The following is a 17,751-nucleotide window of genomic DNA, read 5'->3' as shown; positions in this document are numbered from 1 at the left end:
CCAAAATCGTGCAGGGAGCATGGCCCAGCGCGGGCGAATTTGCGCGTTAGATGTTGTTAGATACCCGGAGTCAGCTCATCGAGCAGTAATTTTACGGACCTGAGATCGGCGCTGTCGAGGCCTTCACTGTATCGTGCATAGAGCGGAGCGATCAGTGCATGTGCCTTTGCTGCATCGCCCTGTTCACGCCAGAGCCGTCCCAAGGTGGCGGCGGCCCGCAATTCCCATCCAAGTGCGCCTTGCTCGCGGGACAGCGTGAGCGACTGCATCAGACAGGTTTCGGCCTCGGATGGACGGGCCGAGGAAGCCAGGACATATCCCTTGACGCGCAGCATCTCCGGCAGGTCGAACGACTGCCCGGCGCTGTCGCGCTGCGCGATCGCCTCATCGATGATGCCGAGCGCCTCCTCGTATTGCCGCGCCTGCACCAGGCCTTCGGCGAGCGCTGCCGCGAACACCGTGCTCAGGATCTTGTGCCGGGTCTGCCGCAATGTTCCGGCGCCCTGACGCAGCAGTTCGATGCCGACCTTGGCTTCTCCGCGGCGGATCAACAGTTCGCCCTTCAGTCCGAGTCCCACGGCCTGATAGGGCCCGAGAAAATGCCTGGCCGCATGATTGATGAGACGTTCGATCAGCTTGTCGGCGTCCTCCCAATCGCCGACCCAGAGAAACACGTAGATCGACCATATCAGGCCGATGCCGATGGTGAGCGGCTGCTCTGTGCGCTCGGCCTCGCTGACCGCATATCTCGCCGCCGCGATGGCACGGTCGGGACGTCCCGTCAGCCAGAGGCTTCGCGCAAGGGCTACCAGCGCAACGATCCGGTCATCATATCCGAGCCGCTGCATGTTGATCTGCAGGCGAGACGGATCATGGGTCGTGGCGCTCTCGCATTGCAAGACGGCATCGTTCTGATTCCCGATCAGGTGGTTGGCGACTCCGAGCATCCACTCCGCGGTACGGATGGCACCGGCATCGTTCAATGTCCTGGCAACCACCGCGCCGCGCTCGCCCATCGCCAGCGCGCCATGATAATCGCCGATCCGGGTCAGATAGATATGAAGCTCTCGCAGCAGCCATAGCTGCCAGTGCAGGTCGTTGTGGGACTCTGCCAGTTGCAGGCTGCGGGTGAGGGCCGCATGGACTTCTTCGGTGTTGCCTTGCGTGAACATCAAGGACACGCCAAGCGCGGCCTGAAGCTCCATCTCCTGACGCGGGTCGGCAATTTGCGGATCAAACCCCGCCAGCGCCTGTCGCGCCCAGCGATGGCATTCCGTCAGCAGCGAAAGCTGCAGGAAGAATTGGGCGGCCGCCGCGGCAAGCCCGATCTCGATCGCGCGGTCGCCATGTTCGGAGAAGCTCCAATCCAACGCCGCGCGCACATTGGCAAGATGATCCGCATAGGGAGTGAAGCTGTCGCCCGTCGAGAATGCTGCTGCTCTCGCCGCGATGCCCGCAAGGAGATCGCGGAAATAGATCGCATGGTTGCGCGATATCCTTGTGGCTTCGCCGCTTTCCACAAGCTTCTCCGCGGCGAAGGCGCGCGTGGTGTCGAGCAGCCGATAGCGCACCGGCTGAGCCGTAGACGGCAGCGAGATCAGCGACTTTGCTACCAGGTTTGCGATCGCCTCAACCGCCTCGGCTTCGTCGGTTCCATCCTCGGAGGCTACCGCGAGGGCGGCTTCCAGCGTGAAGGTGCCGGCGAACACCGACAGCCTGCGCAGAGTGACGCTTTCGATGGGAGTCAATAGATCGTAGCTCCAGCCGAGCGCCGCGCTCAGCGTCTGATGCCTGGGCGCTGCGGTGCGTCGGCCCTGCCACAACAGCGAGAAGCGACTGTTCAGCAGCGTGGCGATGCCCTGGATTCCATAGGCGTTGACGCGACCGGCGGCGAGCTCGATCGCCAGCGCAATGCCATCGAGCTTGCGGCAGATTTCCGCCACCAGCGGCGCTTCGCCATCGCCAAGCTCGAACCCCCCGAGGCTCGCGGCGATGCGTTCGACAAACAATTGCGCCGCGGGATAGGCCAGCACGTCGGGAGCGGTGATGGCAGCGCGCTCCGGCGGGCAATCCAGCGGAAACAGCCGATGCACCTGCTCGCCTTCGGCGCGCAACGATTCACGGCTGGTTGCCAGGATGGAAACCTCAGGCGCCTCGCGGATGATGCTTTCCGCGAGCATCGCCAGGCTTTCCAAGAGATGCTCACAACTGTCGAAGATCAACAGCATCCGCTTCTCGCGCAGAAACGCCAGCATGCTGGGCACCGGATTGTCGGAGGAGACCGAAAGCCCCAATGCCGATGCCAGCGCGCTCGGCGCCAGGCGCTTGTCCCGCAGCGAGCCGAAGTCGACGAACCTGACCATTCCGGCAAAAGCGCCGAGCTGACGGTGCCCCACCGCCAGGGCAACGGTGGTCTTGCCGATGCCGCCCGGTCCGACCACCGTGACCAGGCGGTGGCGGGCGAGCTCGGCGGCAATCGTCTCGACTGTTTCGGTGCGCCCGATCATCCTGGCAATTTGCGCCGGAAGGGGAGGGCTGCCGGCCGGCGTTGCGGCAGGCTTCGTATCCGCGCGCACGATCGGCGCGGTGAAGCAATAGCCGCGACCAGGAACGTTCACGACATATCTCGCGCCGGACGCGCTGTCGCCGAGCACCTTGCGCAGCGCGCTGACGTGGAAGCGGAGGCTGCCCTCGTCGACGTTCACATCGGCCCACACCCGGGACACCAATTCCCGCTTGCCGACGACCTCGCCGGCGCGTTCGGCGAGGAAGATCAGGATGTCGAGCGCGCGGCCGCCGATATGAACGGGATTGCCGTCCTTTTCGAGCAGTCGCGCTTTCGGCAGCAGTCGGAACGGCCCGAATGCCAGTGCAGATTCGTCGCTATTGTCGCCCTGCACGCGGTACCTGCCTGCTGCGAGAGCCGTCTTTGGCCCAACTATGATTTGTGCCCGGATTAGGGCACCAGTTTGGACGGGATCCGCTCACGGGACAATGCATGGGGAGAGAAGGGGGCCGTCCCGGGGATGGGGCGGGGGATAGGACGGCCCCCGTGGGCTCGTTGCCTTGGGAAGGGCGCTGCGAGCCGATGGCGCAAGCTGGTGGCCTTGAATGCTTACGCCACGTACCATGCCGGATGGGATGGCTCGGGTCTTTCGGATCTGCACCTTCATTTCGAGTTCGCATGATCGCGGTTGCCGGATAGACGCAGATCGGCCCAGGCGGATGCGTTCGGTGCCTTACCCCCGAACCGCCAGTCTTGCGTCCGTCGATGAATCAGGGTGCTGCGAGCCGAGCTCATCCAATAGCGCCCGTGCCGCCTTCAGCGCGCGGCTGTTGAACCCCTCGGTAAAGCGGGCATAGGTCGGCGCGAGAAGCCGCCGCGCCTCGCCAGCGCGATCCTGCCCGAGCCAGAGTTTTGCGAGGCAGGTCGCCGCAACCAGCTCCATGGCGAGCGCTGATTGACGGCGGGCCATGTCAATCGATTCCTTCAGGCAGCGCTCTGCCTGCTCCAGGTCCGGGCTCCTTGCGGAGAGCAGAACTTCCGCCTTTGCGCGCAGCAGCTCGGGCATGCAGAACATATCCTTGTTGTGCCCGACACGGGCGATTGCCAGATCGATCGTATCAAGCGCCTCCTTTTCCTGCCCGATGGTGGCGAGCGCCTGCGCCAGCGCGATGCGGAAATCCGCGAGCGAGCCATATCGATGGCTGTGCATGACTTCGAGCGCGCCCCGCAGCAGCGCAATCCCGGTCTCGACCTGGCCCTGCGCCACCAGGACAACACCTTTTGTTCCGTAGCCAATCGTCTGGTACGGCCCGAGCGCGTGCTTGCTCGCTTCCAGGATAAGTCTGTCGGCGTATTCTTCGTAGCTCTCCGTCTCCGAGTTCCAGACAAAGATCGAGAATGCCCAAAGCATCGCCATGCAGAGCTTGGCAGGATGACCGATACGCATCGTGTCGGCGATGGCCCGCCGCGCCGTGTCGACCGCCTGATCGGGATATCCCTGAAGCCACAGAATGCGAGCCAGCGTGATTCGTGCGCGACTGAGGTAGTCGTAGTTCAGGGGATCATCGACATCAGGTTCCGAGCCCGGCAACTGCAACAACGCCGATTCCACATAAGACCGGGCCAGCCGCGCGTCTCCGACAAGATGGCAGGAGACGCCGAGCGCAATCCGCATATGCGCAAGTTTAATGCGGTCGCCGTGATCGGACGCGACGGCTTCGCCGCGTTTGGCGAGCGCCAGCGCTTCCGTGAAATTTCCTGCCCTCATCTGGAATACGTGAACCCGCTCGATCAGGCGAAGCTGGCTGGGAACGTCGCCGATCTCTTCGGCTATTCGAAGCGCTCGCGTCAGAAAAGCGTGAACGTCGTCGGTGGTCCCCTTCGTGAGCAACAGCGCCAGGCCCAGGGCGGCGTGAAGGTCGAGGTCGTATTTCAGGCTGTGATTTGCCACGTCAAGCTGTGCGATCGCGCGCTTGGCCCAGAGCTGGCACTCGGCGAACAGGGACAGTTTGAGGAAAAACGGCATGGCCGCAGCGGCCAGCGCGACGCCCGTTGCGCGGTCGCCGCGTTCGGAGAAGCACCAGGCCAGCGCCGCGCGTATGTTTCCGAACTGGTCTGCGATCGCCGCAAATCGGTTCGCTTCCGATGATGGGGCCGAGCCGCTACCGATCTCTTGCAGCAGATGCAGGAAATAGCGGGCATGCCGCCGCGCCGTCGCATCGGCATCCATGCTGGCGGCAAGCCGTTCCAGGGCATAGGCCCGTGCCGTGTCGAGCAATCTGTATCGCGTTGATGTGCCGCTCGCGCTTGCCGCAAGCATGGATTTCGCCACCAGGCTCGCAACGGCCGCGATCACCTGCCCGTCGTCGGCGTCCTCTGCGCCAGCAACGGAGCGCGCGGCTTCCAAGGTGAAGCTGCCGGCGAACACGGCCGCTCGCCGCAGCACCATGCGCTCGGGCTCCGACAGCAATTTGTAACTCCAGTCGAGCGTCGCGCGCAGGGTCTGATGCCGTGGCAGCACGGCATGCTGTCCCTCGCCCAGGAGCTTGAATGCGTCGTTCAAGAGCGCGACCGTGTCCTTGATATTGGAGGCACTGGCGCGGCTGGCGGCGAGCTCGATCGCCAGTGCGATGCCATCCAGCCTGCGGCAGATCTCGCCAACCAGGCGCGCGTCCGCGTCGCTCAGCTCGATGAGATGCCCGCCGCTCGCAGCCGCGCGCTCCACAAATAGCTGGACTGCGGGAAAGGCAAGTGCCTGTGCGGCCGTCAGGCCGGCGTCATCAGGCGGGCTCAAGAGCGGCTGCAGACGGTGAACATGCTCGCCCTCGACCCGCAGCGACTCCCGGCTGGTGGCCAGGATATGGAGCTGCGGCGCCTCCGCATAGAGCCGCTCGGCCAGCGCGGCCGATGTCTCGATCACATGCTCGCAACAATCCAGTATCAGCAGCATCCGCCTGTCGCGGAGCAGGTTCACCAGACTGTCCGATGGATCACCAGCCTGGCCGAGGAGGCCGAGCGCCGAGGCGACGACATTTGGAACGAGTGCGGGATCATGGAGTGTCCCAAAGTCGAGGAAGCGGACCGCACCGGCGAACGCTTCGAGCAATTCATGGCCGACGGAGACCGCCACCGTGGTCTTGCCGACGCCGCCGGGGCCGACGACGGTGACGAAACGCTCGCTCCTCAATTTGGCCGATATGTCGCGGACGGTCTGGTCGCGTCCCACCATCCGCATCGGCCGCGCCGGCAGATTGTGGGGCGGTTCGGAGCTCGGCCCGATCGAGGACTGCTCCTGATTATTCGGATGCGAAAGCCGTCCGACGAAACAGTAGCCCTGCCCCGAAACGGTGGTCAGGTATCTCGCGCCGGCCTCGCCGTCGCCGAGCGCTTTCCGAAGGCCCGCGATCTGCACCCTGAGGCTGCCTTCATCGACGATGATGTCGGGCCACACCTTGGCCAAGAGGTCATTCTTGCTGACCACCGTGCCGGCACGCTCGACCAGGGCGATCAAAAGATCAAGCGCCCGGCCGCCGAGCTGAATCGGAGTGCCGTCCTTCTCCAGCGTTCTTTGCCCTGCATGCAGCCGAAACGGACCGAAGCAAACGGTCTCCGGCGCGGCCGAATCCCGACCGGCCTCGCGGACGGCGCGTTGCGTGCGGTCGCCCATGTTCGGGACCTCAATCAAGCAGGTGGCCGACGCTCTCCGTCCTTCACCGCATCAGCTTGATGCGCACCGGAGCAACACGTCGCGGTGCCCGTCCGAACTCCAAATGACCTGAGATCGTCGAGGGACCAATCCAGCGCATCATATTGCTTTCCGAACGCCTAGCAACCTTAGCCAAAGGTGTTACAGGATAGCCAAAGGTGTTACCCGACAGCGCTGCGTCCGACAGATCGAAATAGGAATAATATCGCGCCGCGCGGCAAAAGCATGCGCGCGCGAGCTGCCACGGCGATGATGCCGATTTTCAATCGAGTGATTGCAAGTGACTATGGGGCGGCCGGTGTCGCAATTTGCGACACGGCCTCAGGTGCTGTCACAGCGAGGCGTGACCGCCGGCGGCAATGAGATGATCCGCGCGCCATACTTCAGCCCGTGGCCGGCCGAACGGGATCTTGGTCCGGACGCTCTGGTCGATCGGCGAGGGCGATGCGCTTCGGCTGGCGGTTCGCCAGCGCGCCGGCGTTTCCCCGGTGATGCGCTTGAAGACAGTCGAGAAATGCGCCTGGGTGCAGAAGCCCACTGCCAATGCGACCTCGGCCAGGGGCGTCTCGCCGTCGGAGAGGATCGATTTCGCGCGCTCGACGCGCCGGTGCAGCAGATATTCGCGCGGGCGGAAACCTGTCGCTGCCCGGAACTGGGCCGCAAAATGCATGCGGGACAGGCCGGCGGCCTTGGCCAGATCGGCAAGACTGACGCTGCGATGATAGTTTGCGTTGACGTACTCCTCGACCCGCCTGAGCCGCCATTTCGGCAGCGCGTTGACCTTGCTCCGCGGCGTCTCGAGTCGGGCGATATGCATGGCCAGCGTTTGACCAATGCAGCGGGTGAAAGCCGGGTCCCTGGCATTGCCGCGCTCGATCAGCGCCCTGCCGAGCTGCTCGGCAAAGGAGTCCCGCAGCAGGATGAGGTCGCCGAGATCCTCGCCGGTCGCACAGGGCTCGGCCGCGGCGCGGTGCCCGTGAAGATAGTCGGCCGAGACATGGAAGTGCAGGAAGTCGTAGGGGGCGTGAAACTGCGCACCAAGCTGGGTCGAAGGCGCCGTGACGTGCAGCGTGCCCGCCGGCATGACCCCGTCGAAAATGATCTGCCGCCCCCGTGTCAGGGTGAGGCGCGTGCTCTTCAGGGCGATCGCCACCACATATCGACCGGGCGGCGTTGCCGCCTCCTCGTATCGGGAGCCGGTTTGCGAACCCGCCCAGCGCGAAATCGCGATCTCCCCGATCGCAGCCGCATCATCCTCTTTCAGGTCGCGCCACTTGTGCTCCTGGCGGAGCCCTTCGGCATCAGGATGGACGTGGTGCGATTCCGAGCCGATCGGGAGGCTGACGTGAGGGTGGCTCAGCCTCTCGTTGATAGCCTGCGTAAGCATCGCTCATCCTTTCTAGTTTCGGTCGGCATCGCCTGCGACCGAGGAACTCTGCGAATGCAACAGTTGCAATGCTGAAGAGCATATGCCCTTCGCGCTATGATGCCCGTTATAGATGCTTAGCGGGTGTTAGATATTGCAAATGGCGGCAGCGTGCTCGCCTCCGCGTCGAGGCGAATTTGCTTTAGTTCTGAGAGAGTTGGCCGCGGATAAAGCCGTGAGAGAAGTCGTTAGTATGCCCGTTCTATACCTTCGTATAGCTTTCGGGTTATCCGCCTCAACGCATGGGCCGCCAGAAAATTTGCTTCGCTTCTGAAGAAAAAATATCCGACCATATTGTAGGGATTGTCAGGCATCCCTTGCGATACCGCCGCTTGGCGTCACATCGACAATAGCGTGGTCGTCGTCATCTGTGTCTTGCGCATCCAGGCGATCGGCAAGGTGAATTGAAGCGAGCTGGAAATGCGGGATGTGACCTGATCCTGCAACTTCAATAAATCGGCCGCGCTTCCGTCGAAGCGATCCGCCCACAACTGCTCGCCGTTTTCAGCGTCGACCAGCCGCGCATTGATGCGAAGCTGGTCGGCGGAGCGAAGCACCGAACCGAGCAGCAGGTAGCGGACATTCAGCTCCTGACCGATCCGTTTGGGATCGATCCTCTGGTTTCTGTCTGTCAGTGCCGAGCCGCCGGTGATGACGACAAGAGCCGGGATGTTGACGGATAAGTCCGTCGTCAGGTTCTCGACGACGGCGTCGCCGAAATAATCCTGCGCCGGATCGCCGCTGAGATTCTCGAAGGGCAGCACGGCAATGGAGAGGCGCGGCGCCGGCATCACCACTTGCCTGCGGCTGATCCAGTCGTTGAGCGCCTTGTAGGTCGTCCAATAGCCGGTCAGGCCGCCCAATACGGTGCCCACCGCGGCGAGCCCGGCTATTCCCGTGACGATGCGCCTTGTGCGTTGATGCCAACGCGGCGCAAAGCGCCATATATGCGCGATACCCAGCGCTCGCTCCGACGAGATGTTCGAGCTGCCGGCCGTTGTCGTTGTCTCGCGGTCAAATGCTCGCCCATCGTTGAGCATGGCGATAGTCCGATCCTGAACGAATTTCCGTGTGGCGATTGTATTGAAGCCGCACCCATATCTACACGAACGGTACGTCAGCCGATAAGGCTTCGCCAGAATGCGCAAGAACTTTTCGTTCGATCCGGAATGTCGGCCGTACTTTTTCGATATGCGCTTGCCGTCGATCCCAGACGATCGATCCTGCAGCGCCCCCGTTGCGTGCATTTCCGAAAGAGATCGGCCGCTTTCGAAAGATCGCTTCACGAGGCGTAGTTATATATCACGGAATCGGCAGCGCTCCCGGGGGCGGTTCACCTCGCCGCACTGACGTCTTCCGGCGGCTCCACATAGTACCCCGAATAAGTATCCACGAAGCAAAGGTGATCGTGGACCGCTTTAACGCCGGCGGTGTTCTCGGCGAGAACGATGGCCGCCTTGCGCGTGCTGTCGTCGAAGATGACACCATGGAGATGAGCGACGCCGTTGCGCACGGTGACCTGGAGGCCGGCGGGCCGCCAGTCTGTGCCCTGGATCTGACGCAGGATACGATCGCGGATATGCTGGTCATCAGCGGTCGGGTCGGGGATTTCCTTGGCAAGGCTCGCGACCGCCTGAAGGATGTTGGCGCGCGTGATGATGCCGACGAGCATCTTGCCGCTCATCACCGGCAGGCGCTTCACGCGCCTCTTTTCCATGATGCGCACGAGCTCGTCCAAGGGCGTCTGCTCGTCCACCGTGATCGGATCCGGCGTCATGACGTCTTCGACGCGACGCCCGCGTTCATGCACGAAATCGATCGCGGCGCGTCCGGGCCCGGCGAAGAACTGCAGCCAGCCCGGGCGCCGGCGGCCGGTGCCGATCTCGCCGCGGCAAAGGAAGTCGCTCTCGGAGACGATACCCTTGAGCATGCCGTCTTCGCACATCACCGGCAGGCCGCTCAGGTGACAGCGCAGCATGATGTTGGCGGCATCCATGATGGATGCATGGGGCTGACGGTGATGACGTCCCTGGTCATGATCTGGTGGGCGCGCATGGCATGTGTCTCGAATCTAATGCGACATCAGCGTCGGCACAGTCATCGAGCGCAGCATGTCGCGCGTGACCCCGCCGAGCACGGTTTCCTTGAGGCGCGAATGCCCGTAGCCGCCCATCACGAGGAGATCGAGCGACTCGTCGGCCGCGAGCGACAGGATGCCCGCCTGGATTTCGGAATCGTCCATCCTGAGCGAGGTCAGATGGACCGCGACGCCGACATGCGCCAGGTACCGCGCGAGATGGGTCGGCGAGGCCTCGCTCGGCACGTTGTCGTCTTCGTTGACAGTGATGACCGTCAGCCTATCTGCCGCCATCAGAAAGGGCATGGCGTCATGCAAGGCGCGCGCCGCAACGCGGCTGCCATCCCAGCAGATGCCGATCCGCTTTGCCCTCAACGCGCCCTTGAATGTGTAAGGCATGAACAGCACCGGGCCGCCGGCCTCGAACAGGGTTTTTTGGGCGAGGTTGTTGTCGAAGGTGTCGCGATCGACCTCGGGCTGCGACACGATCGTCAGGTCGTGCAGCCGCGCGGCCGCGCCGACGATCTCGACCGCCTCGCCCGGAAGCGCGCTGAGGGCGCGACAGCGGTAGGTGATACCTGCATTCCTGGCCTGCGCCTCGAACATGCGCAACGCGCCGTCAGCGCGCTCGAACGCGCGCTGACGCTCGATCTCATAGATCGAGCCGACCGCGGCGCCACCTTCCGCCGTCATCGGTATGCTGCTGGCCTCGTAGCCTATCGCCAGCGCTTCGAGTTCGGCCTTGGACGTGGCCGCGAGCGATATCGAGCCATCGGCGACTGGACGCGTCGACAATTCCGTGGGCACCAGCACCAGAATGTTCTTGTACATGAATCTCTCCCTGATGACGGACGAAAGCCGCCTGCGGGCGCTTCCCGTCGTTGGCGAACTCACTATGTCAGCGCAGTTTCCTCCCCTTGTTGACCCACATCAAAGGGCGTTCGGCCTCCCTTCTTTATTGGTTCACGGCCAGGTTGCAGAGGCAAGAGAGGATCGACATGGCACGCGTTGCGTTGGTTACGGGCGGCGTTCGGGGCATTGGCGCCGCGATCGCCCGGGCGCTTCAATCGGAAGGTTACCGCGTGGCGGCGACCTATGCCGCCAATACCAAGGCGGCCGAGGCGTTTCACGCTGAAACAGCTATACCGGTGCTTCAATGGGACGTCGGCGATTTCGCCGCCTGCGGCGCCGGCGTGAAGCAGGTGGAAGCCGCGCTCGGTCCGATCGACATTCTCGTCAACAATGCCGGCATCGTGCGCGACAGCAGCCTGCACAAGATGACGAAGGCGCAATGGGACGCGGTGATCAATACCGACCTCAACGCCTTGTTCAACATGTGCCGATCCGTGATCGAGGGCATGCGGTCGCGCAAGTTCGGCCGCATCGTCAACATCGCCTCGATCAACGGCCAGAAGGGCCAGTTCGGACAGACCAATTATTCGGCCGCGAAGGCCGGCGAGCTTGGCTTCACGCGGCGCTTGCGCTCGAGAGCGCGAAGGTCGGCATCACCGTCAACGCGATCTGTCCCGGCTATACCCACACCGAGATGCTGGGTGCGGTCTCGCCGGAGGTCATGAAGGATGTGATCCTGCCGCAGATTCCGGTCGGCAGGCTCGGTCGGCCCGAGGAGATCGCGCGCGCCGTCGTCTTTCTCGCCGCCGACGAGGCCGGCTTCATCACCGGCTCGACGCTGTCGATTAATGGCGGCCAATATATGAGCTGAGCCATCGAACACCATCACTGACGCAAGGAGAAGCAATGTCCAGCTCTGCGACACGAACTACGACCGCGACGCATGCGCATGCGGTCGTTTGGATCGATCATCTCACCGCAAAGATCTTCTCGATGGGCCTCACGGGCGTGGATTCCATCGTGGTGCCGGCGCATCTGTCCTCGACCCATCTTCACCACAAGGCCAACAGCATCGGCTCAGGCAAGGTCGAGAGTGATCCCGCTTTCCTGGTCAGCGTGGGGCAGGTGCTGCAGAATTGCACCGACGTCCTGATCATGGGGCCGGGGAACGAGAAGACCGAGCTGCTGCATCATCTGCAGGACACCTACCCGAACATCATCCTTCGCGTCGAGGCGAGTGATCACCCGACCGACAAGGAGATCATCGCCCGCGGCAAGGAATTTTTCGGCTTCGCGTGAATTTGGAGCGCGCTGCGGACCTCACCTCTCCCGCTTGCGGGAGAGGTCGCTGCGCCTTGGCGCAGCGGGTGAGGGCTCTCTCCACTCAGGGAATCCCAATGCGGAGACACCCTCACCCCAGCCCTCTCCCGCAAGCGGGAGAGGGAGTGCAGCATCCATTGCGGATGCAATTCATCACGCTCCCGTCGAGCGCCGTCGGCGGCGCGTTGGTGGCGAGCTCGGCAGCAATCATGCCGAAGCGCGTTCGATGGCCGGTTTCGACGATCAGCATCACGGCGTTGCCGCTGACCACGCTGGTCCCGGCAAAGAGCGCGTTGCTTGCTTCAGCGGGCAGGGTGCCGCGCATGGCGCGGTGGTCTTGCTCGCCGGAAACGGCTCGCCCGTCATCAAGGCCTCGTTGACCTGCAGTTCGTGTACGTCCAGCACGATCCCGTCCGCGGGCACGAGGTCTCCGGTGCGGAGGTGAACGACGTCGCCCGGCACCAGCTCGGTGACGGGAAGGGAGACGATAGCCCCGTCGCGCACGACGTCGGCCTGGATCGCCACCGACGGCCGCAACGCTTCGGCGGTCAGTTCGGCGCGGTGCTCCTGGACGATGTCGAGCGTTAAGGACATGCCGATCACGAGCACGATGATGACGAAACTGCCGATGTCGCCGCTCATGCCGATACCCATGGGCGCTCGCTGCATGCGGTTCGGACCGCCCGATCCATGCGGGAGGCCGTGGCAAACCAGTTTGACGCAGCTCAAACCGTTGCTGGCGGCACTAGCGTAAATGGAGTCAATGGAGGTTGGTATGACAAGCGAGGCCATGGATTTCAAAGTCGTTCCATTCGAGCCGGTCAAGCCGCCGTTGCAAGTCGGCGCGGCGGTCCCCGCGGTACCAGCACCGTCCGAGCCGGTATCGGCGTTCGACGTGATCGATCACCTCGCCCATGCCATGATCGCCCGCTGGACTGGTGGCCTGTCTCCCGCCGCGCTTACGCTGGCGCTGCTCGACTGGCAGCTCCATTTGGCGATCTCGCCGGGCAAGCAGTTGACGCTTGCACGGGATGCGATCCGCGACGCGATGCAGTTTTTCGAGACACTCGCGAACCCGCATCCGGTCTATCGCACCTGGGGCCTGATCGCGCCGGCGCCGACCGACCGGCGGTTTTCCGAGCCGGACTGGGAATTGCCCGCCTTCAACATGCTGGCGCAGGCGTTCCTGCTGACCGAGCAGTGGTGGCAATCGGCCACCACCGATGTCCATGGCGTGGCGCGGCAGGATGCGGCGATTGCGGATTTCGCGATCCGGCAGTGGCTGGACGTGCTGGCGCCGACGAATTTCGCGCTGACCAATCCCGAAGTGCTGCGCAAGATCATTGAGACCGGCGGCGGCAATTTCGTCGGCGGCTTGCACAATTGGCTGGAGGATTGGAAGGCGCTGGTGACCGGTCACGGGCCGGAACATAGGTTCGTCGTTGGACAGAACGTCGCTGTCACCAAGGGCAAGGTGGTCTACCGCAACGAATTGATCGAGCTGATCCAGTATTCGCCGACCACATCGCAAGTCCGGCCCGAACCGATCCTGATCGTGCCGGCCTGGATCATGAAATATTACATCCTCGATCTGTCGCCGCACAATTCGCTGGTGCGTTTCCTGGTCGAGAGCGGCTTTACCGTGTTCATGATCTCCTGGCGCAACCCGACGCCCGAGGACCGCAACGTCAGTCTCGAGGACTATCGCCGGCTCGGCGTCGATGCCGCGATCGAGGCTATCGGCCGGATCGCCCCCGGCCAGCCCATTCACGCCACCGGCTATTGCCTCGGCGGCACGCTATTGTCGATCGCGGCGGCGCGGCTGAGCAAGGAGAAGCCGGACTGCCTGCGCACCGTGACGCTGCTGGCCGCGCAGACCGACTTCACCGAGGCCGGCGAACTCACGCTCTTCATCAACGAAAGCCAGGTCTCGTTCCTCGAGGATATGATGTGGCAGCGCGGCGTGCTCGAGACCACGCAGATGGCCGGCGCCTTTCAGATGCTGCGTTCCAACGACCTGATCTGGTCGCGGATGATCCGCGACTACCTGATCGGAGAGCGGCAGCCGCTCAGCGACCTGATGGCATGGAATGCGGATGCAACTCGCATGCCCTATCGGATGCATTCGGAATATCTCCGCCAGCTCTTCCTCGACAACGAACTTGCCGAAGGGCGTTATCGCGTCGACGGCAAGCCGATCTCGCTGTCCGATCTGCATGCGCCGATGTTCGTCGTCGGCACGCTTCGCGATCACGTCGCTCCCTGGAAATCGACCTTCAAGATCCATTTCCTCGCCGATGCCGATACGACGTTCGTGCTCACGAACGGCGGACACAATGCCGGCGTCGTCGCGGCTCCCAACGAGCCGTGGCATTCCTACCAGGTCCTGACCGAGCTGAAGGACGGGCTCTATATCGGGCCGGATGAATGGCTGAAGGTCGCGCCAAAGCGCGAAGGCTCCTGGTGGCACGAATGGGTCGCGTTCCTGAATGCCCATTCCGGCGAACCGGTTGCGCCGTCACCCATGGGCGGCGCCGGCAAGGACGCCACCGCGCTGGAGGATGCGCCCGGCCGATACGTGCTGCAGCACTAGCGCTTTCGTCCACGATGCGGGCCCCGCGTCACCTCGCCCCGCTTGCGGGGAGAGGTCGAAATTCAAGCTGAGCTTGAATTTCGGGTGAGGGGGAGTCTCCGCGAGTCCGTCTATCACCGTCCGCCTGGAGAAAGCCCCTCACCCGACCCTCTCCCCGTAAGAACGGGGAGAGGAGAAGGACCGTCATCGTTTCGATCTAATCCTCTGGCGCGGCCCGCCGCGGAAGACATCGCACGCTCCGCTCCAGCGTTTCCTCCGGAGTCCCCGACGCATCCACGAGCGCCCAATCGACGACGCCGGTGTCGATGCTGTCCTGAAACAGCGCCACGTCCTGGGTTGCGTCGGAGGCGTCATTCCGGCGTGCGCCGATGCGTGCGAGGCGGACGGCGGTCTCGGCAACAAGGAATATCCCGAAGAAATCGACGCCGCAGGAGGCCGCAAGCGGGCGAAGCTGGTTTCGCTCGTCTTCCTTCAGGAACGCTGCGTCGACCAGCGCGGAAAATCCCTGCGCCAGCATAGCTCGCGCGCGATCGAGCATTGCGTCATAAACGCGCGCGGACGTTCCGGGCGCGTACGCTGACTCGGGGAGCTTGACCAGGGGGCCGACTCCGAAGATCTTCTTGCGGATCACGTCCGAGCGCAGCAGCACCGCGCCGGGCGCCGGCTGGATCACTCCGGCAATGGCGCGCGCCAACACGCTCTTGCCGGTGCCTGAGCGGCCGCCGACCGCGATCAGCGACGGCTTGCCCGGCGCGATCAGTTCGCCTGCGAGTTCGAAATACGACTGCGCATCTGACAGCACGGCGGCGCCGCCGCCTTGCGCATGCTTGGTCAGGAGCACATTGGCTCTGATTGCCGCGCGGATGGACAGGAACAGCGGCAGCAAGGCAAGCGCGCCGGCGTTCTGCTGCCACGTGGCCTGCAGATAGGAGTTCAACAGCCGGTTCGCGGCAGCACGGTTGCCGAAATGCAAGAGGTCCATCAGCGGAAAGGCGAGGTCATAGAGCACATCCGTGGTGGCGATGACGGGGTCGAATTCGATCGCATCGAACAGGCGCGGCTTGCCATCGATCATCACGATGTTGCCGAGATGCGCGTCGCCATGGCATCGGCGCACCCTACGAGCGGCGGCGCGCTGCTTGAGAAGCACCTTGTTCTTGGTGAGCAGATCGCAGCTCAGCAGATGCAGGCGCTCGACCTCGGCGCTTGCAAGTGCGGGATGGCTGCGAAACGCTGTTGTGTTGCGCTCGATGATTACGGGGAGCGAGGCGAGCCAGGTCTCGCCATCCGAAACCGGTGCGCTGTCGTGGGACGCGGCGATCGCCTCGGCCAGCGGTTCGGCGAGTTCTGGCGTGATCTCGCCTCGTGCCGCCAGATGGTCGAGCGTCTGGTTCTCGTCGAACCGCGCCATCTCGACCGCCCACTCGATGACGTCGCGCTTGCCGCCGATTTCAGGGCCAGCTTCGCCTTCCGTGATCGGCACCACGCCGCGATAGATTTCCGGCGCGAAACGCCGATTGATGGCGATCTCCTCCTCGCAGGCGTGCTTGCGTTTGTCGAGCGAGGAGTAATCCAGATAGGGCAGCCGCACCGCACGCTTGACCTTGTAAACGCGGTCGGGCTTCAGGAACACGATCGAGCCGTGCGTGTCGACGCGAAGGGTATCATGCCCGCCGGACGGCTTGCCGAGAAAATCCAGCACGCGGTCCTGGTCGGTCGTGCCTTGATGCGAGGACGGTGGCGTCATGGCCGCAGCACCGCCGCGCCGACCAGATTGCCGCTGCGCAGGCGCGCCAGCGCTTCATTGGCCTGATCCAGAGGAAAGGTGGTGGTCGTCGTCTTGATGTTCGCCTCGCGCGCCACTTTCAGAAAATCCCTGCCGTCCTGGCGTGTCAGATTGGCGACCGAGACGATCTGCCGCTCCTCCCAGAGAATATCATAAGGAAAGGACGGAATGTCCGACATGTGGATGCCGGCGCAGACCACGCGGCCGCCTTTGCGTACAGCGCGCAACGCCTGCGGCACCAAGGCGCCGACAGGGGCATAGATAATGGCGGCGTCGAGCTCGGCCGGCGGCTTGTCACCGGAGGCGCCCGCCCAGTCGGCGCCGAGCGACAAAGCAAGCTGTTGCGCCTCGGTGTCGCCGTCGCGCGTGAAGGCGCAGATGCTGCGGCCCTGCCAGCGCGCGACCTGCGCGATGATGTGGCCGGCAGCACCAAAGCCGTAGATGCCGAGGCGCTTGCCGTCGCCGGCCATCAGCAGCGAGCGCCAGCCGATCAAGCCGGCGCAGAGCAGCGGCGCCAGCGCGACATCGTCGCCGCCTTCGCCGAGCGGAAAGCAATAGCGCGCATCGGCGATCAGGTGGCTCGCAAATCCCCCATCGCGGGTGTAGCCGGTGAAGCGCGGATGGTCGCAGAGATTCTCCTTGCCCTCGCGGCAATAAGGGCACGTGCCACAGGTGAAGCCGAGCCAGGGCACGCCGACGCGCGCACCTGGCGCGAGGCCGTCAACGCCTTCGCCGAGCAGATCGACCCGGCCGACGACCTCGTGACCGGGAATGATGGGATAACGGATGTCAGGCAATTCGCCGTCGACGACATGCAGGTCGGTGCGGCAGACGCCGCACGCGGAAACTTCGATGCGCACCTCGCCCGGTCCGGGCAACGGATCGGGACGCTGCTCACGCATGAGCGGCCTGTTGGGTGCTTGAAGAACCATGGCGTACATCAACAACACCTCTCTGAGGCCTCAAGGGAAACCGCTCACCTTCTCGCGTTAATTCCAGTCTGCCGCACATGTGCCGGGTCTCGCTTGATTTCGCTCAACGCCCGTTGTTCGGCCGGGCGTAAAGTTCCGACACCGGTTCGGCTTACATAGGAGGCAATCATGATCAAGCCTATGCGGCCGGCAGAAGGCTGCCGAGCATGGATGTCAGCGAGACCGACAAGGCGATCGAGATCACGGCGGAACTTCCCGGTCTCGAGCAGAAGGACGTCGAGCTCAATCTCACCGACAACCTTCTCACCATTCGCGGCGAAAAGAAGAACGAGCGCGAGGAGAAGAGCAAGGATTACCACCTGGTCGAGCGAAGCTTCGGCTCGTTCGCGCGCTCCGTCGAATTACCGCCGGGTGTGAAAGCGGAAGATATCTCCGCTGAGATCTCCAAGGGCGTCCTCAAGGTGACCGTGCGCAAGCCCGAGCCGAAGCAAAGCAAGCAGATTGAGATCAAGACGGCGCCGTGACGCGGAAGATGGGGACGACGGTCGTGGGT

The 17,751-nt window shown here is 63.6% G+C and carries 11 protein-coding genes and 2 pseudogenes; 4 read left to right on the top strand and 9 right to left on the bottom strand.

What is annotated here, in order from left to right; genetic code table 11:
* Positions 1 to 56 precede the first annotated feature (56 nt).
* From ACZIRK_RS02935 to ACZIRK_RS02910, 6 genes and pseudogenes are all read right to left on the bottom strand, one after another.
* Complete coding sequence (locus ACZIRK_RS02935) at positions 57 to 2,900, bottom strand: ATP-binding protein (RefSeq protein WP_130228140.1); 2,844 nt, start codon at positions 2,898 to 2,900, stop codon at positions 57 to 59.
* Positions 2,901 to 3,239: 339 nt separating this feature from the next.
* Positions 3,240 to 6,173: an ATP-binding protein gene (locus ACZIRK_RS02930; RefSeq protein ID WP_463326940.1), complete on the bottom strand. Its 2,934-nt coding sequence runs from the start codon at positions 6,171 to 6,173 to the stop codon at positions 3,240 to 3,242.
* A 370-nt stretch (positions 6,174 to 6,543) separates the two neighbouring features.
* On the bottom strand, positions 6,544 to 7,599 hold the full coding sequence (locus ACZIRK_RS02925) for an AraC family transcriptional regulator (RefSeq protein ID WP_130228142.1): 1,056 nt from the start codon (positions 7,597 to 7,599) through the stop codon (positions 6,544 to 6,546).
* Positions 7,600 to 7,976: 377 nt separating this feature from the next.
* The gene (locus ACZIRK_RS02920; RefSeq protein WP_474417446.1) at positions 7,977 to 8,786 is read right to left on the bottom strand and encodes a hypothetical protein; all 810 of its coding nucleotides are present in this window, start codon (positions 8,784 to 8,786) and stop codon (positions 7,977 to 7,979) included.
* A 185-nt stretch (positions 8,787 to 8,971) separates the two neighbouring features.
* Positions 8,972 to 9,693: pseudogene (locus tag ACZIRK_RS02915) on the bottom strand (CBS domain-containing protein).
* A 16-nt stretch (positions 9,694 to 9,709) separates the two neighbouring features.
* Positions 9,710 to 10,546, bottom strand: a complete 837-nt coding sequence (locus tag ACZIRK_RS02910) for a universal stress protein (RefSeq protein WP_130228144.1) — start codon at positions 10,544 to 10,546, stop codon at positions 9,710 to 9,712.
* A gap of 167 nt (positions 10,547 to 10,713) precedes the next feature.
* Here ACZIRK_RS02910 and phbB point away from each other — a divergent pair.
* Positions 10,714 to 11,438 (top strand): annotated as a pseudogene (gene phbB / locus ACZIRK_RS02905) (acetoacetyl-CoA reductase).
* Positions 11,439 to 11,473: 35 nt separating this feature from the next.
* Entirely contained in the window at positions 11,474 to 11,866 is a 393-nt protein-coding gene (locus ACZIRK_RS02900) for a hypothetical protein (RefSeq protein WP_130228145.1), read from the top strand.
* Between the two features lie 270 nt (positions 11,867 to 12,136).
* Here ACZIRK_RS02900 and ACZIRK_RS02895 read toward each other — a convergent pair whose 3' ends face one another.
* Positions 12,137 to 12,541 carry a P-type ATPase actuator domain-containing protein gene (locus ACZIRK_RS02895; RefSeq protein WP_463326939.1) on the bottom strand — a complete coding sequence of 135 codons (405 nt, stop codon included), beginning with the start codon at positions 12,539 to 12,541 and terminating at the stop codon, positions 12,137 to 12,139.
* Between the two features lie 121 nt (positions 12,542 to 12,662).
* Here ACZIRK_RS02895 and ACZIRK_RS02890 point away from each other — a divergent pair, with 121 nt between their 5' ends.
* A complete protein-coding gene (locus ACZIRK_RS02890) occupies positions 12,663 to 14,480 on the top strand; it encodes a PHA/PHB synthase family protein (RefSeq protein ID WP_463326938.1) in 1,818 nt (605 codons plus the stop codon).
* Between the two features lie 196 nt (positions 14,481 to 14,676).
* Here the strand turns inward: ACZIRK_RS02890 and ACZIRK_RS02885 are convergent, their stop codons facing one another.
* Both ACZIRK_RS02885 and ACZIRK_RS02880 read right to left on the bottom strand, forming a co-directional pair.
* Entirely contained in the window at positions 14,677 to 16,227 is a 1,551-nt protein-coding gene (locus tag ACZIRK_RS02885; protein ID WP_130228146.1) for a bifunctional aminoglycoside phosphotransferase/ATP-binding protein, read from the bottom strand.
* Entirely contained in the window at positions 16,224 to 17,207 is a 984-nt protein-coding gene (locus ACZIRK_RS02880) for a zinc-dependent alcohol dehydrogenase family protein (RefSeq protein WP_463326937.1), read from the bottom strand. The genes ACZIRK_RS02885 and ACZIRK_RS02880 overlap by 4 nt, the downstream gene beginning before the upstream one ends.
* 197 nt (positions 17,208 to 17,404) lie before the next feature.
* Between ACZIRK_RS02880 and ACZIRK_RS02875 the strand changes: the two genes are divergently transcribed.
* On the top strand, positions 17,405 to 17,722 hold the full coding sequence (locus ACZIRK_RS02875; protein WP_130228148.1) for an Hsp20/alpha crystallin family protein: 318 nt from the start codon (positions 17,405 to 17,407) through the stop codon (positions 17,720 to 17,722).
* Positions 17,723 to 17,751 lie beyond the last annotated feature (29 nt).

The organism is Bradyrhizobium sp. Leo114 (assembly GCF_055229415.2).
This window is presented reverse-complemented; position numbering and strand designations above follow the sequence as displayed.